Consider the following 16,275-nt stretch of genomic DNA (forward strand, 5'->3'; position numbering starts at 1 on the left):
GCCATTGAAAGCACGACAGCTGCAGAAACTTAGCAAATTACGCACAAAGATGCGTAGTTTGTGATCTCTCTGCTGCCATTGAAAGCACGACAGCTGCAGAAACTTAGCAAATTACGCACAAAGATGCGTAGTTTGTGATCTCTCTGCTGCCATTGAAAGCACGACAGCTGCAGAAACTTAGCAAATTACGCACAAAGATGCGTAGTTTGTGATCTCTCTGCTGCCATTGAAAGCACGACAGCTGCAGAAACTTAGCAAATTACGCACAAAGATGCGTAGTTTGTGATCTCTCTGCTGCCATTGAAAGCACGACAGCTGCAGAAACTTAGCAAATTACGCACAAAGATGCGTAGTTTGTGATCTCTCTGCTGCCATTGAAAGCACGACAGCTGCAGAAACTTAGCAAATTACGCACAAAGATGCGTAGTTTGTGATCTCTCTGCTGCCATTGAAAGCACGACAGCTGCAGAAACTTAGCAAATTACGCACAAAGATGCGTAGTTTGTGATCTCTCTGCTGCCATTGAAAGCACGACAGCTGCAGAAACTTAGCAAATTACGCACAAAGATGCGTAGTTTGTGATCTCTCTGCTGCCATTGAAAGCACGACAGCTGCAGAAACTTAGCAAATTACGCACAAAGATGCGTAGTTTGTGATCTCTCTGCTGCCATTGAAAGCACGACAGCTGCAGAAAACTTAGTTAAGTTAACGAAATAACACAAACGCCAAAATAACCTTACCTTTGTACCACACGCAATCGAAGCAATGGAAAAAAACGCGAAGATATATATTGCCGGGCACCGCGGCATGGTAGGATCAGCCATCCACCGGAAGTTAACAGCGCTGGGATACGATAACCTGTTGCTGCGCACCTCGGGCGAGCTGGACCTGCGTAACCAGCAGGCCGTGGCAGATTTTTTTGCGGCAGAGCGGCCAGATTACGTTTTCATGGCCGCAGCCAAAGTGGGGGGCATATTGGCCAATAATACCATGCGCGCTGATTTCCTCTATGAAAACCTGGCGATACAGAATAATGTCATCCACCAAGCGCATGTGCATGGCGTAACGAAGCTGCTTTTTCTGGGATCAAGCTGCATCTACCCGAAGCTGGCGCCGCAGCCCATCAAGGAGGAGTACCTGCTCACCGGTTTGCTAGAACCCACCAACGAGCCCTATGCCATCGCCAAAATTGCAGGCATTAAGCTATGCGAGGCCTATCACGACCAATACGGCTGTAATTTCATATCGGTAATGCCGACCAATCTCTATGGCTACCGCGATAATTACCATCCGGAACATTCGCACGTGTTGCCGGCGCTATTGCGGCGCATTCACGAAGCGAAGGTGGCCAACAAGCCCTCGGTAACCGTGTGGGGCAGCGGCAAGCCGATGCGCGAATTCTTGTTTGCCGACGACCTGGCCGATGCGTGTGTGTTTTTGATGTCCACCTACAATGACCCCCAGCTGGTCAATATCGGCACAGGCGAAGACCTGCCTATCAAGGAGCTGGCGTATCTGATTAAATCGGTGGTAGGGTATGAAGGTGATCTGGTGTTTGATCCGTCGAAACCCGACGGCACACCGCGTAAACTGATGGATGTGAGTAAACTGCACGCCTTGGGATGGCATCACACCACATCGTTGGAAACGGGCCTCGAGCTCGTTTATAAAGATTTTCAGGAGGTCTCGCTATCGGGCGGGATGCCGTAATCTTTGCGACGTGCCCGCTTGCGGCGTTTGGCCGGCGGGCGCACGAAATCGGCCACTTTGCTGACGAGGCTGGCTAAGGTATCTTTATTGAGCGCACCGGCGGCTTGTTGGGAAAGCAACGTAACCAGCGCGCGCTTGATAAAACCGGCCTTATGTAAGAAAAACCGGTTGAGCACCACGGGCAGCCCGACGCGCAGCGCCCTGGTTAACCAGTCTTCATCTTTTCTGCCTTGCTCAAACAGCCCCTTGGTAAAGTTAACCCCCGGTACCCAGGTGGCGAGCGACTTGATGAAGCGCGCCGGTGCGGCCACCTTATCACTCAGCAGCTGGTACTGGTCACCGAGGTAACTCTCCTGCTCGGCGGCCAAGCTTTTGAGTCGGGCGATTTCGAGCCGTAGGTCGCTCAGGTCTTTAATTTTGCTTTCCTTCCTCATCGTCTTCGTCTATTTCGTCATTCCACTTCTGCAAAAAACGCTTGATGGAAAGGTTCATGAAAAAACGTTCCAAGGGATTCTCAAAGGCCGATACGATAATAATCAGCAGCACAAAAATCCCACCGGTTGCCAGAAACCCCAATGCCGAGCTGCCCAGTAGTTCGCTGAGGTAAAAACCCAGCGCCAAGCTCAGATAGAAAATCACAAAGATAGCCAGGATTCCCTTTAGCCCGTCGGTGATGAGGCTTGCAATCAATCGTGACGATCGTTCAACAAGCTTCAGTTTGAATAGCTTGAAACGGGTATCGATATATTCCTTGCTCTTTTGGAATACGCCGTTTATTGAAAATTTTTTCTCCTCCATTTGGTCTTGGCCAAAAGGTTTATGCTTATCGCCTTAGAAAGGCATCCGAATGCAGTGCCATGTGATGGCCTAGGGCGAGGCCCCTTTCTATATTCAGGCGTGTTCTTCGAGGGCCTCCTCAACCGCCCCTTCGTGCTTGTTTACTTTGGTTTTAACGGCGGCAACGACCTTCTCCTTGAAGTCATTAAGGTGGTCTACCTGCTCGGCCGTACGTTCCTTCAGTGCGTCGCCGAGATCTTTGAGCGAGTCGTTCAATTTCTCGCGCGTCTCGGAGCCCTTTTCTGGCGCAAATAAAATACCCAACGCAGCCCCTGCGGCTAAACCTGTCAACAATGCTGCTACCACTTTTGCGTTATCATTCATAATCACTATCTATTTATATATGGAACATACGATTAAACTTCAGAAGTCCAGTCCTGTTAAATATACAAACAAATCCGCAAATCGTTTGCCAAAAACTAAAAAAAGGGAAGAAATGAGGGTGCTTTGAACCGATTCGACGGGGTGCATGTTAATATGGCATAAATATTGCACCATCGCTAAGCAGCATGGCAGGATGACTTTTTCCAATATTTCGCTTATCTTTGCCACGTTGCATTTGGACGAACACGCTAATCTATATGGTGGAGATCTACTTGTTATTGTTTTCCTTTCTGTTCTCCTGCATCATCACCTTGTATGCCGTGCCGTCGCTCATCAAGCTGGCCTATAAGAAGCGATTGTTTGATGACCCGGCACTGGAAGAACGGAAAATCCATAAATACCGCACACCAAATCTGGGCGGCATAGCGGTGCTTATCTCATTTGCCTTTACCGCGTGTCTTTGCATTCCGGGAAATATTTTACCGTATGCCAATTACATCTTTGCCTCCGGATTGCTTATTTTTTCGGTAGGCCTCAAAGATGACCTCGCCGCATTAAATCCCTACAAAAAATTTCTTGGCCAAGCGGTAACCGCATTCATTGTGGTTTATTTTGCCGATATCCGCCTTACGGGTTTTTATGGCGTATTTGGCATCCATGATATTCATCCCGTAGTAAGCTACCCGTTTACCAGTCTGCTTATCGTATTTATCATCAATGCATTTAACCTGATCGATGGCATCAATGGGCTGTTGGGCAGCGTCAGCATGATCGTGAGCCTTACCTTCGGCTACATGTTCTTCCAGATGGAGGAATATGGGCTGGCGATATTGGCGGTTAGTATGGCGGGCTCGGTACTGGGTTTCCTCCGTTATAACCTGGGCAAAGCCCGCATCTTTATGGGCGATGCAGGAGCATATACCATTGGCTTTATCATTTCGGTGCTTGCCATTCAGTTTATCGAGCTAAACAAACCCGGCGAAGTAACGGCATTGGTCGAGTCGCTCCGCCCTGCGATTCCGGCTGTCGCTATCGCCATAGCGATTTTGATTATCCCGATTTTTGATACGCTGCGCGTGATTGTAATCCGCCTGTCGCAAGGCAAATCGCCTTTTATGGCCGACCGCAACCACCTGCACCACCGCCTGCTCGACACCGGAATGACCCATACGCAAGCTACGTTGGTGCTCTCCGCGTTCAATATGGTGATGATCACTACGGCCCTATCTTTCCAGTTTATCGGCACGGTGGAACTTCTGATCCTTATCGGACTCGTGGCGTTGCTGATGAATACCATGCTGTGGCTCTATGATGTACGCCAGGTCATCGTGCGGTCGCAAGCGGCCGTGGTCGAAGACGACGAAGCCATCTATCCGCTGCGCGACCACGCGCGCGAGGTGGCCGAGGAAGCGCTGCAACAGTACGAGGAAAAGCAACACCAAAATTAATTTCCCCAGTTTCCTGCCCTAATAATCTATTTTCAATTGCTTTTCCAGCAAACTTTTTCTAAGTTTATCGGAAATTATTTCCTCCTATGCTCATAAAAACCTATGGTAGTTCTGTTTATGGTATTGAGGCAACAACAATTACCATCGAAGTGAACATTACAGGTGGAACCCGCTATTACATTGTGGGGCTGCCAGATAATGCCGTGAAAGAAAGCTTGCAGCGCATTGAAAGTGCGCTGTCTACGGCCGGTATGCGGATGCCGCGGCAGAAAATCGTAGTAAACCTGGCACCGGCAGATATCCGGAAGGAGGGCTCTGCCTATGATCTGGCCATCGCCATGGGCATCTTGGCGGCATCCAAGCAGGTGGAAGCACCGGCACTCGGCGACTTCCTGATGTTGGGCGAGCTGTCGCTCGATGGTGGCGTGCAGCCTATTAAAGGGGCCCTCCCCGTGGCCATGCAGGCCGTGCGCGATGGCTTCAAAGGGCTTATTCTCCCCCACGCCAATGCACGGGAAGCTGCGGCCGTAGCGGGTTTGCAGGTTTATGGCATCCATCATATCAAGGAGGCCATTGCCTTTCTAACCGGCAAGCAGCCGCTGGATAGCGTAACGGTAAATAACAGCAATGGACTACTGGAGCGGACTGGCGACTATGACACTGATTTTGCGGATGTGCAGGGACAGGAAAACATCAAACGGGCATTGGAAATTGCCGCCGCGGGCGGGCATAATGTCCTGCTCATCGGCCCGCCGGGATCGGGCAAGACCATGCTGGCCAAACGACTACCTACCATCCTACCTCCGCTCAGTTTGGACGAATCGCTGGAGACCACCAAAATCCATTCGGTAGCTGGTGCGCTCGGTACCGCCCAATCGCTCATGGCCACGCGGCCTTTCCGTGCGCCGCACCACACCATTAGTGATGTGGCCTTGGTGGGCGGTGGGGCAAACCCTAAGCCGGGGGAAATTTCGCTGGCCCATAATGGGGTGCTGTTTCTGGATGAACTGCCCGAGTTTAAGCGGGCTGTGCTGGAGGTTATGCGCCAGCCGCTCGAATCGCGCCAGATTACCATATCGCGCGCCCGCTTTTCGGTCGACTACCCCGCAAGCTTCATCCTGGTGGCGGCCATGAACCCCTGCCCATGTGGCTTCTACAACCATCCGCAGAAAACCTGCGTGTGCCCTGCGGGCATGGTGCGCAAATATCTCCATAAGATATCGGGGCCGCTGTTAGACCGCATCGACCTGCATGTAGAGGTGACCCCCGTCGATTTCCAGGCGCTGACAGCCCCGCGGCCAGCAGAGACGAGCGCCACGATACGCCGCCGCGTCGTGGCCGCCCGCGAGCGGCAAGCACAGCGGTTTGAAGCACACGCCACCACCCATTGCAACGCACAGATGAGTCCGCGACAGGTACACGACCGCTGCCGTATCGACGAAAGTAGCCAGGCGCTGCTGAAAACAGCCATGGAGCGGCTCGGCCTCTCGGCCCGGGCGTACGACCGCATCCTCCGGGTATCACGCACCATCGCCGATATGGCGGGGTGCGACGGCATCGGGCCCGAACATGTAGCCGAAGCCATCCAATTCCGCAGTTTGGACCGCGACAGCTGGGCGGGCTAATGGGGCGGGCTCGCGGGGGGAATCCCCCTCCTCTCAGAAGGCGTACAGGCCCACGTCGAACAGGGAGCGCGCTTTCACGTCGGTCAGCTCGACCAGCAGCTCGTTGGCGCCACGCTTCAGATAGCCTTTGAATTCACTGATGTTGATGTCGTCGTAATGCCGCTTCGTCTGCAAAAACTTATCCACTACGAGTTTGCCGTTTAAATAGATCTTCACATCGGCATGGGCCAGAATGCGGAGTTGCAGGTTCTCCACCTCGTCCATGGTGAACGGCAGCAGCCCCCACCGGTTGTCGCCTTTATGTAAGGTTACGGGGCCGCGCTCGGCGCGGAAGGCCGCCCGATTGACCTCTCCCGCATCGTTGATGGGGTTTTCGCTGGCAACGAGCAGCTGCTGTGGCTGAACCTCCGAATCGCTTACCACCGCCCGGGCGGGCTGGGGTTCGTTGTACAGCCGGCTATGCAGGAGGCGTAGCCACGCGGGGTCCACCTTGACCTTCCGGCGGTCGTAGGTGATGAGCCCGTTGACTTCCCCTTCCACATCGGTAGTTTGGGTATATATGGCGGCGGAAAGGCCGCGGCCGATCATGGGTTGGAGGTTGTGGATGAGCTGGGTATACTCCTTGATCAGCCTGTCGCTTGTCATGTAGGTACGGTACCCCCAGTTGCGCATTTCGGGGTTCCAAAGATGCTCTTTCACAGGCAGGCCGAGGCCACCGAATTCGCCGAGGACGATAACACGGCCGGGGTTCTGTTCGGCGGGCTCCATGGCTGGGCCGGGATACTGGTGGGCATCGTTCATGTGGCCCACACCCCGATCGGTCCAGCCGCTCACCCCATCAATCACCCGGGTGGTGTCATATTGCATAGTCCACTTCACCATCCGCTCAGTTTCGTACTGTCCCCACCCTTCGTTGAAAGGCACCCATACCACGATGGATGGAAAGAAGCGCAGGTGATCGATGATCTGCTTCCACTCCTGTTCAAACTGGGCAGCCGATTCCTGGGGCCGGTCCCAATCCGATGCCGCATCGGCCGCCACATGCTGGGTGGCTTTTTCGGCCGTTTTGAAGCCCGAAACCATGTCTTGCCAGACCAGCAGCCCGATGGAGTCGGCGTAGTAGTAGTACCGTGAGGGCTCCACCTTGATGTGTTTCCGCAGCATATTGAAGCCCATTTCTTTCAGTACTTCCATATCGTACCGCATGGCTTCTTCCGATGGCGGCGTAAGCAGCCCATCGGGCCACCATCCCTGGTCGAGCGTGCCGTATTGGAAAAGCGGTTCGTTGTTTAACAGCAGCCGCTGGTAGCCGTGCTCGTCTTTTCCGATAGCAATTTCGCGCAGGGCGAAATAGGATGATATGCGATCGAGGGTTTTCTTGTCCTTGTGCAGGGTGATCTCAAGTTGGTAGAGCGTGGGGTGGTAAGGGGTCCACCATTCGGCATCGGGAACGGCGATGGCTACTGGCTCGTTTGCCGGATGGTCCTTTTCGGCAATCACCTGCCCCCCTTTCAACACCTTCACGCTGACGGTCTCGCCGCCTTTCGCGCCGGCGAGGGTGTGGGTAAGGGTAACTGTGTTGGTTTCGATATCGGCCACGGGGAGCACCGATTCGATGTGTGTTTTTTCGACCGGTTCCAGCCATACCGATTGCCAGATGCCGGTAACGGGGGTATACCAGATCCCCCGGGGGTTCAGCACCTGCTTGCCGCGCGCTTGTGTGCCCGTGTCGGTGGGGTCCCATACCGATAGGACCAGCTCCTGCTCGCCCTTCTTCAAGTGGCGGCTGATGTCGAAGGCGAAGGGATCGCTGCCCCCGCGGTGTTCGCCGATTTTCTTGCCATTGAGCCACACGGTTGCTTCCCAATCGACCGCCTCGAAATGGAGCAACAGTCGTTTCCCGGACCAGTCGGCCGGTACGGTAAACCGCGTATGGTACCACAGGGCTTGGTCGGGGCGGACACTTTTCGCCACGCCCGACAACGAAGACTCGACGCTAAAGGGAACCAGGATCTGGCCATCGTATTGGCTGGGTTTTGAAGCGCCTTTTGCCTGGATGGCATAATCCCAAAGGCCGTTGAGGCTCATCCAATCGGCCCGTTCCATTTGGGGGCGCGGATAGGCACGCCAGGCATTTTGGGGGGTTACCTGCTCACCCCAAGGGGTCATCATCGCTGCGGGGTTCAGTGGGCTGGTTTGGGCATGGCCGATGGAAAAGAGGCATGCCAAAAGTACCGCGGTGAATAGTCGCTTCATTCGTTTATGATTTTTGATTTCTGAACCGCAATGTTACGGCTTTCGGCCGTTGCCGGTTAACAGTTTTGTCGTGAACAGTAGCAGATATGTCTTTTTCTGTGGCGTGTGCGCATTTTCACTCACCGGACGGGACGGCTATCCGCGTACCCGCGGGGATGGGCCTGCCGAAACGGGGGTTCCCATCGGGTGCCCAGGAGAACGGCTGCATCCGGATATCCCGGCCCCACCCCGGCTTGGCGGCTTTCTTGGCGTGATAAACAATCCACCATTCGGTGCCATCGGGCGAAGTGGTGAAGCTGGCGTGGCCGGGGCCCAGCACCTGGGGGGTGGCTTGGAAAACCGGTCCGCGCTTCTGCCAGTTTGCCGGGTCGAGCGGGCTTGCTGCGGGGTCGGTAAGCCGCAGCTGGCCCAGCCGGTATTCGGGCAGCCACGACTCGCGCGTGGAGTAGATGATGAATACCTGGCCGTTGTGCTGCAAGAACTGCGGCCCTTCATTCAGGTCGAGCGGCCCACCCTGCTCCCACGGCTGGTCGGGACTCGATATTTTTACCCGCTCGCCCTTGAGCGTCCACGGATTGGCCATCTCGGCCATATAAAGGTGCTGCGATGTTTTGTCGGTAGGCGCGTTGGTCTCCCAGCCCGACCATACCGCGTAAAGGGTGCCGCCGATTTCGGCTACGCTCACGTCGATGGCCCAGATGGTTCCGGCCGGATCGGTGGGGTCCGTTCCGGTTTGCAGGAGCCCCTTATCGATATAGGGCCCTTGGGGATCGGACGTCACCGACTCGAGCACGCCCGACCGCTGCTGGGTGTAGGGTGGGCCCGACCGGCCGGCGGCATAGTAGATGTACCACTTGTCGCCGAGGCGGTGCAGCTCGGGCGCCCAGATATGGCTGCGGTTCCACCCCGTATCGGGGGCCGACCATACCTGGACGGGCTTGCCCCGCTCGGTCAGCTTGTCCGACTTCCGGATGGCGATGCCGGGCTTGCCTTTGGCCTGGCGACTCTCGCAGGTGTAGTAAAAGCCGCCATACTGGGTAACCCAGGGGTCGGCGCCGTTTCCTACGGGGTTCCGGAAGGTCGCTTTGGCCGGCACTGCGCCCACGTCCTGGCGCCAGCGTTGCAGCTCCGCGGCCAGGTCGGCCGCAGTGGCGGGGTGCTGGGCGGCGAGGTCGCGCTGCTCGCCCAGATCGTCGCGCAGGTTATAAAGGACGGTGGTGCTGTCGTCAAAAAATTCGATCAGCTTCCAATCGCCCTTACGGATGCTCCCGGCCGAACGGCCACCCAGAAAATGGGGCTTATCCAGCGGGTAATGCCAGTAGAACGACCGCTCGGGCGGTACCTGCTTCGGGTGGCGGAGCGTCTGGGCGATGGAAACCCCATCAAAGGGCTGCCGGTTTGGTTTGGCGTCGATGAGATCCATCAGGGTGGGGTACACATCATAGGTGGCCATGGGGGTATGCACCACGGCGGGGTCGAACAGGGTGGGGTTCCAGATGATGAACGGTTCGCGTACGCCACCTTCATACAGGGTGCTCTTGCCTTCGCGCAGGGGCGCATTGGTGGTAATGGTGGTTTCGCCGCCGTTATCGCTGGTGAAGACGATGATGGTGTTTTTGTCGATGCCGAGTTCACGGAGCTTTTCGCGGATCATGCCCACGCCCTGGTCGATCACGTAGAGCTGGGCCGCCAGGTGGGGGTTATGGTGGGTAGCGCGCGAATCAGCGGGCCACCGCTTATAGGGGTCGTTTTCGGGGTTGCCCCTGGTGGGGGCGCTGGTGCCGGCGGCGGCTTTGCCGCGGAACCGGTCGACAACCTCGGGCTGCCCATGCACGGTGGTGTGCACGGCATAGTGACTGAGGTACAGGAAGAAGGGCTGGTCTTTGTTGCGCTCGATAAACCCGAGTGCCTCTTCGTGCTGCCGGTCGGTAATGTACTCGCGGCCGGGTAGTTTCTTTTCGATTTCGTGGTTAAAGCCGTAGGGATGGAAATACCAGCCTTCGGCGATGCCCCTGTTTTCGCTGACCAGCACTTCGTCGAAGCCGTGCTTATCGGGCAGTGTTTCCACTTCGGCGCCCGCCTTCACATAGCCCGACAGGTGCCATTTGCCCACGATACCGGTATGGTAGCCGTTCTGTTGGAACATTTCCGCCAGCGTGGTGTGGGCGGTATCGAGGTGCTGGTCGGCGTCGGGGCGCAGGTAATCGGTAATCTGCAGCCGCGCGGGGTATTGCCCCGTCATGAGGGCGGCACGGTAGGGCGAACATACAGGGGCGGCGGCATAGGCACTCGTGAGCCGCACCCCCTCGGCGGCAAGCCGGTCAAGGTGGGGCGTTTCGTTGAACGTATTGCCATAGCAGCCGAGCTCGGAATAACCCAGGTCGTCGGCCAGGATATAGATAACGTTGTACTGGTCGTTGGTTGGGTTCGCTGCCGGTGTGCTGCTTTGTCGGTACGCCGATGCGCCGCAACTGGCGGCCAGGAGGGCTGCCGCAACGGCGATGGTGCCGGTCATTCGTTTATTTACGTGTTTTTGCATCATGGGAAGTTCCTTCATTCGATCAATCGGTAATTTTCCAGTCTTTGGGCGCTACGAAGCCGCGCCGTCCGTGGCCATAGGGTGGCACCACCACGTGGGAGGTGATGGCATCGAACCCGGCCACTTTTCCGCTCAGCTGGCGGAAGCGGCCGGGGTGTTGGCTTTTGAGGTCGCTGGTTTCGGCCGGGTCGGCCACGATATCATACAGCATATCGGTCGTTGCTTTCATGCGGGGATTGCCGCTGTTGGCTTTCACGATTTTCCATCGGTTGTTACTGATGAGGGCGCCATAGCCGAGATAAAAGTCGCGGTCGATGTGCGGCTGTACACTTTGCAGCACGGGCAGGATGCTGATGCCATCCAGCGGCTTCCGGTGCGGGGCATCGTATCCGGCGATATCGAGCAGCGTGGGCAGCGCATCGATGTATCCGGTCACCTGGTCCACGGATCGGCCACCTTCGAATCCGTCGGGCCATTTGATCACGGCGGGGCTCCGCACACCCCCGTCCCATTCCTGAAACTTGGTGCCTTTGAGGGAGCCGCTGGACCCACCCTCGCCGGGGGCGGCGCCGTTGTCGCTATGGAAAAGGACCAGCGTTTCGTTTTCGATGCCGAGCGAATCGAGGGCGGCCAGGATACGGCCAATGCCGCGGTCCATGCACGTAACCATGGCGGCATACGTCTGCGCGCGGGTATTTCCGCGGCCTACGGTGTGCTGTGCACCTTTTTGGTTGGCGCCGAACACGGGCTTGGAGGCATCGTAGCCATACCGGCGGAGGTCTTCTTCTTTCGCCTGCAGCGGGCCGTGCGGGGCGTTGTAGGCGACATACAGAAAGAACGGACCGTCTTCAGCGGCGTAGTCGGCGATGCAGCGGACCGCCTCGTCGGTGATGAGGTCGGTGCTATAACCGCTGTCGCGCACGGTCTCTTCGTTGCGGTGCCAGTCCAGCTCCCCTTCGCGCTCGTGCGAAAAGTAATCGATGGCCCCATTATAGTGGCCGTAAAAATAGGTAAACCCACGCTGCAAGGGCAGGTAGTCACGGCGGGCATGTCCCAGATGCCACTTGCCGAGAGCCGCCCGGTTGCGGTAGCCGGCGGCCGCCAGCCACTGGCTTAAGAACGTTTCGGCGGTATCTACGGCAAAGGTGCTCCATGGCGGGATGACGGTTTCGCGGAGGCCGAACCGGTTGGGATACCGGCCGGTCATCAGACCTGCACGGGTGGGTGAACAGACGGGGGCGGTGTAATAGCGGTTCAGCACGACGCCCTCGCGGGCGAGCCGGTCGATATGGGGCGTTTGGATATCGCTGCCATGGAAGCCCACGTCGCCCCACCCCAGGTCGTCGGCCAGGATAATCACGATGTTGGGCCGCTGCGCGGGCTGGGCCAGGGCCAACAGCGGACCGGCCATCAAGAACAGGGATAATGTCTTTAGTCGCTTTAACATACTTGCTAGGGTTCTATTTGTTTGCTGATGGGGATTTCCATATCGTCGCCGGTGTGGTCCTTGCCGGTGTACTTGTCGATAAACTCGCTGGGCGTAAGCTTAAACTGCTGTGCAAAACATTTCGAGAAATACGATGGCGAATTGAAGCCAACCATATAACCTACTTCAGACACACTTTGGTGGGCGGCCAACAGCAACTTCGCGGCGTGTTTTAGCCGCACCACCCGGATGAACTCATTGGGCACCCGCCCCGAGAGCGACTTCACCTTTTTGTGGAGGCTTGAGCGGCTCATGTTCATTTCGCGACTGAGCTCCTCGACCGACAGCTGCGGGTCGGTGATGCGGGTTTCGATGACGGCTACAATCTGGGCGATGAATTGCTTATCGCCGGCATTGGTGCCCAACGAGTTGACGGTTTCGAACGGGTGCTGGGCAAACTTCTCGCGGAGCAGATCGCGCGATTCGAGCAGGTTTTTCGTGACGGCCAGCACATGCTTCCATTTAAACGGCTTGATGATGTAGGCATCGGCGCCATTTTCGATACCGGCAATCTCGGCGCCGGAATTTCCCTTCGCGGTAAGCATAATCAACGGGATATGACTGTAATTGATGTTCGTCTTTACCAAGCGGCAGAGTTCCAGCCCGTCGATTTCGGGCATCATCACGTCAGAAATAATCAGGTCGACCGTATTCGCCTCCAGGAGCTCCAGCCCTTCGCGCCCCTGCTGGGCCGCCAACACATGGAAGCCTTCGGCCCGCAACGACCCGGCAAGGAACTCGATCAGCGCCACATCGTCCTCGACCACCAGGATGGTGGCCTTCCCTTCAGCCGACTCGGGGGGTGCCGATGGGGTCGCTGCCCGACCGGTTGCCGCGTGAGGATGACTGGTGTCACCGGTATAGGGAATCAGTACGGTAAAGGTGGTCTGCTTGCCCTTTTCGCTGTTTACGTTTAACTGGCCGTGGTGTTTCTCGGTGAGCGACTTCGCCAGGGCGAGGCCGATACCGGTACCGCCCAGGTTGGTGTATTGGTGGGCTCCCTCAGAGACCTTGAAAAATTTCTTGAAGATGTTGTTCACCTCGGTAGCGGGGATGCCGATACCGTCATCTTCGATGCTCACCGAAAAATAGGCCTGTCCGGAGGCATCGCGATGGGGGTCGTTGATGTTCATCCGCACCTGCGTACGAGTAAATTTGAAGGCGTTGATGAGCAGATTGTTGATGATCTTGGTGAGTGCCTCGGCATCGGCCTGTACCCGCAATGAACTGACTTTGGTACTGAGGGCAAACTTGATCCCTTTCTGGTAGGGTATGGCAGAAAAACGGGAGTAGATGGCGTGGATGAAAGACACCAGTTCGATGGGCTCGGGGCAGATCTGGTAGATATCGCTTTCGATGCGGCGGAAATCCAGCAGCTGGTTGACCAGGCTCAACAGGCGGTCCGAGTTTTCGTCCATGGTACGCAGCTGCTCCTGCTCGGCCGGCTCCCAGTCGTTAGCATCCAGCAATTTTTCGAGGGGCGCGATGATCAGCGATAGGGGGGTACGGATCTCATGCGCCATGGCGGTGAAGAATTCGATCTTCTGGTTGTAAAATTCCTGCTCGCGTTTGTTCTTCAGTCGCTCCAGCTTGATTTCGTTCCGCTTTTGGGTCTGGCGGATGTAGTACTTCCGGATGCCGGCGATACTGCCCATGGCAACGAGCGCATAAGCGATGTACGCCAGATTGGTCCGGTAAAACGGTGGCTTCACGGTCAGCTTGACGCGCGTTTCGGCGGTGCTCCAGTCGCTTTGGTCGTCGGTGGCCTTCACCTTGAAGACGTAGTCGCCGGGGGGAAGGTTGGTGTAGGTGGCCTTCCGTTGGTTTTTGACGTAATTCCAGTCCTCGTCAAAACCTTCCATCTTATAGGCGTATTGCGTTTTCTGCGGGGCGAGGTAAGTGAGCGCCGCATATTCGAAGCTGATGACGGACTGGTTGAATTTCAGCGTAAGCTGATCGGTGAAATTGATGGACTTCGACAGCGGCCCCTGCGGATCGTGGATGTCGACATCCTGGTTGAAGAGCTGGAAATTGGTGAGGGCTACAGTAGGGCGACCGTAGCTGCTTTCGATGCTATCGGGGTAAAAGGAGTTGAATCCTTTGATACCGCCGAAGTACAGCTTCCCATCGGAAGCTTTGTAATGGGCCTTATAGTTAAACTGCTTTCCTTGTATGGAACTCCAGTCGGCATAATGCCTGATTTTACCACTGCTCAGGTTCAGGCTGTACAGGCCGTTGTTGGTAGACAGCCAGATGTTGCCGATATCGTCTGCCAGGATGCCATAGATGATGTTGGCATCGATCCCTTCCCGACTGCCGTAGGTGGTTATTTTACGGTCTTTGAAGGTTAACCGGTTCAGCCCGCCCCCGTCGGTGCCGATCCATAGGCTGCCGTTGTGGTCGTCGAGCAGGCAGGTCAGCTTATTGGAGTTGAGTGCATCGGGTGAGCCATCTGCGGCGTACCTCGCCCACTTGCCCGAACGCTTGTTCTTGACAATCAGGCCGGCGTTGTAGGTAGCAAACCAGATGTTATGGAGGTTATCTTCGTAAATGTCGTAGATGAAAGTGGTGTCGAGTCCCAATTCGCGGATGCGGATAAAGGTGTCGGCTTCGACGTCGAAAATATTCAGTCCGCTCACGGTGCCCACCCATACGGCTTGTTCTTTATCCCGGTAGAGGGAGTAAACGATGTTGCTGCTTAGGGAGGCGGGGTTACCGGGCTGGTTCCGGTACCGCTTTACGCGGCCGGTTTTGGGGTTATAGACATTCAATCCGTTGGTGAAGGTGCCGATGAGGATGTTTCCCGAGGCATCTTTGACCAGCGCATGGATATTGTGGTACGTGAGGGGTTCCTGCTCCGGCGAAAACGGATACTGTTTGAATTCGCCGGTTGCCGAATCGTAATAGTTCAGCCCCCCATCTTCGGTGCCGATCCAGAACTTGCCGGGTTTGTCTTCCAGAAAACAGCTGATGGCACTGCCCGATATGGAGTTCTGGTTGGCCTTGGGGTAGTACAGTTCAAACCGGTAGCCGCTATCCTGGAAGTAGTCGACACCACCGAAATAGGTGCCTAGCCATACGTTCCCTTCGCGGTCGGGGTAGATGGCGTAAACGGCGTTGTCGCTGATGCCATAGTCATCGCCCAGCCGTTTATCGTAGGTGGTGAACTGGCCGGTGTGCAGGTTTAACACGCCCAGGCCTTTTTCCGTGCCGACATAGAGCTTGTTGGGCGACGGCTGGTATATGGCGCGTACAATATTATCCTGAATCGTACCGGGCCCGGATTTGGTGTAGTTTCGGATGGTCTCGGTATCGCGCTGCCACACCGAAAGGCCGCCCTGCACGGTGCCGACCCAGATGTTATCGTTCAGATCGGCATAAACGGTAAGTACGTGGTTGGTGAGCAGCCCGCTGTTGCCGGTATGGTAATGGGTAACCTCCCCCGAAAGCGGGTCGAGGCGGTCCAACCCGCCGCCGTAGGCGCCCAACCAGATGTTACCGGCCGCATCTTCGGTGATGCTGCGCACCTGGTTGGACGAGAGTGCGGTGGCGGCGGCCCGGTAGTTGCGGAGCTCGCCGGTAGTCCGCTGGTAATGGAACACACCCCTGTTGCGTGTGGCTATCCACATATCGCCGTGCTTATCCCGGTGCAGTGCGTATATGAGGTTCTCTGCGGTCGGCTCGAAGCGGGCGAACTGTTCGGTTTTGAGATCAAACACGTACACCCCCTTTTCGGTGCCCACCCAGAAGGTGGTCGAATCGAAGGCGCAGATATCGTGTATGAAATTGTTGCCGAGGGAGCCTTCGGCTTGCTCGTCGAACTGATACGACTTAAACTGGTAGCCATCGAACCGACTGAGCCCGTTTTTGGTGCCAAACCACATGTAGCCCTGGGCGTCTTGGGTAATGCACCACACCGTATTGGAGCGCAGGCCGTCTTCTACGGAATAATTGCGGAACAGGATCTGCTGTGCCGCAAGGGGTGTGCCAACGAGCAGGGACACCAATAAACCAAGTAAACGTACTGCCGCCATAGCCTGCGCAATCTAA

The 16,275-nt window shown here is 56.2% G+C and carries 10 protein-coding genes; 3 read left to right on the plus strand and 7 right to left on the minus strand.

Annotated features, from left to right (window positions below):
- The first annotated feature begins 765 nt into the window (after positions 1 to 765).
- Positions 766 to 1,710, plus strand: a complete 945-nt coding sequence (locus tag U9S71_RS10725; protein WP_326327408.1) for a GDP-L-fucose synthase family protein — start codon at positions 766 to 768, stop codon at positions 1,708 to 1,710.
- Here U9S71_RS10725 and U9S71_RS10730 read toward each other — a convergent pair.
- The 3 genes from U9S71_RS10730 to U9S71_RS10740 form a co-directional block, all read right to left on the minus strand.
- Entirely contained in the window at positions 1,677 to 2,144 is a 468-nt protein-coding gene (locus U9S71_RS10730) for a hypothetical protein (RefSeq protein ID WP_326327410.1), read from the minus strand. The two genes, U9S71_RS10725 and U9S71_RS10730, sit on opposite strands and share 34 nt — an antisense overlap.
- Positions 2,122 to 2,508: a phage holin family protein gene (locus U9S71_RS10735; RefSeq protein WP_326327412.1), complete on the minus strand. Its 387-nt coding sequence runs from the start codon at positions 2,506 to 2,508 to the stop codon at positions 2,122 to 2,124. Before U9S71_RS10735 ends, U9S71_RS10730 begins: the two co-directional genes overlap by 23 nt.
- Positions 2,509 to 2,601: 93 nt before the next feature.
- A complete protein-coding gene (locus tag U9S71_RS10740) occupies positions 2,602 to 2,871 on the minus strand; it encodes a YtxH domain-containing protein (RefSeq protein ID WP_326327414.1) in 270 nt (89 codons plus the stop codon).
- Positions 2,872 to 3,128: 257 nt separating this feature from the next.
- Between U9S71_RS10740 and U9S71_RS10745 the strand changes: the two genes are divergently transcribed.
- Positions 3,129 to 4,319 (plus strand): glycosyltransferase family 4 protein, encoded by a 1,191-nt coding sequence (locus U9S71_RS10745; RefSeq protein ID WP_326327415.1) that lies wholly within the window; start codon positions 3,129 to 3,131, stop codon positions 4,317 to 4,319.
- An 86-nt stretch (positions 4,320 to 4,405) separates the two neighbouring features.
- Positions 4,406 to 5,944, plus strand: a complete 1,539-nt coding sequence (locus U9S71_RS10750) for a YifB family Mg chelatase-like AAA ATPase (protein WP_326327416.1) — start codon at positions 4,406 to 4,408, stop codon at positions 5,942 to 5,944.
- Positions 5,945 to 5,977: 33 nt separating this feature from the next.
- Here the strand turns inward: U9S71_RS10750 and U9S71_RS10755 are convergent, their stop codons facing one another.
- From U9S71_RS10755 to U9S71_RS10770, 4 genes are all read right to left on the minus strand, one after another.
- Entirely contained in the window at positions 5,978 to 8,200 is a 2,223-nt protein-coding gene (locus tag U9S71_RS10755) for a glycoside hydrolase family 2 protein (RefSeq protein WP_326327417.1), read from the minus strand.
- A 115-nt stretch (positions 8,201 to 8,315) separates the two neighbouring features.
- Positions 8,316 to 10,757: a sulfatase-like hydrolase/transferase gene (locus tag U9S71_RS10760; RefSeq protein ID WP_326327418.1), complete on the minus strand. Its 2,442-nt coding sequence runs from the start codon at positions 10,755 to 10,757 to the stop codon at positions 8,316 to 8,318.
- 4 nt (positions 10,758 to 10,761) lie between these two features.
- The gene (locus U9S71_RS10765) at positions 10,762 to 12,186 is read right to left on the minus strand and encodes an arylsulfatase B (protein ID WP_326327420.1); all 1,425 of its coding nucleotides are present in this window, start codon (positions 12,184 to 12,186) and stop codon (positions 10,762 to 10,764) included.
- 5 nt (positions 12,187 to 12,191) lie between these two features.
- Positions 12,192 to 16,259 (minus strand): hybrid sensor histidine kinase/response regulator transcription factor, encoded by a 4,068-nt coding sequence (locus U9S71_RS10770; RefSeq protein ID WP_326327421.1) that lies wholly within the window; start codon positions 16,257 to 16,259, stop codon positions 12,192 to 12,194.
- Between the last annotated feature and the right edge of the window lie 16 nt (positions 16,260 to 16,275).

The organism is Parapedobacter flavus (assembly GCF_035818675.1).
GTDB classification, from domain to species: Bacteria; Bacteroidota; Bacteroidia; order Sphingobacteriales; family Sphingobacteriaceae; genus Parapedobacter; species Parapedobacter flavus.

Excerpts from the sequence above, each read along its gene's own strand:
- U9S71_RS10750 (WP_326327416.1), top strand. The coding sequence starts at position 4,406 with ATGCTCATAAAAACCTATGGTAGTTCTGTTTATGGTATTGAGGCAACA.
- U9S71_RS10730 (WP_326327410.1), bottom strand. The coding sequence starts at position 2,144 with ATGAGGAAGGAAAGCAAAATTAAAGACCTGAGCGACCTACGGCTCGAA.
- U9S71_RS10735 (WP_326327412.1), bottom strand. The coding sequence starts at position 2,508 with ATGGAGGAGAAAAAATTTTCAATAAACGGCGTATTCCAAAAGAGCAAG.
- U9S71_RS10745 (WP_326327415.1), top strand. The coding sequence starts at position 3,129 with ATGGTGGAGATCTACTTGTTATTGTTTTCCTTTCTGTTCTCCTGCATC.
- U9S71_RS10755 (WP_326327417.1), bottom strand. The coding sequence starts at position 8,200 with ATGAAGCGACTATTCACCGCGGTACTTTTGGCATGCCTCTTTTCCATC.
- U9S71_RS10725 (WP_326327408.1), top strand. The coding sequence starts at position 766 with ATGGAAAAAAACGCGAAGATATATATTGCCGGGCACCGCGGCATGGTA.
- U9S71_RS10760 (WP_326327418.1), bottom strand. The coding sequence starts at position 10,757 with ATGAAGGAACTTCCCATGATGCAAAAACACGTAAATAAACGAATGACC.
- U9S71_RS10765 (WP_326327420.1), bottom strand. The coding sequence starts at position 12,186 with ATGTTAAAGCGACTAAAGACATTATCCCTGTTCTTGATGGCCGGTCCG.
- U9S71_RS10770 (WP_326327421.1), bottom strand. The coding sequence starts at position 16,259 with ATGGCGGCAGTACGTTTACTTGGTTTATTGGTGTCCCTGCTCGTTGGC.
- U9S71_RS10740 (WP_326327414.1), bottom strand. The coding sequence starts at position 2,871 with ATGAATGATAACGCAAAAGTGGTAGCAGCATTGTTGACAGGTTTAGCC.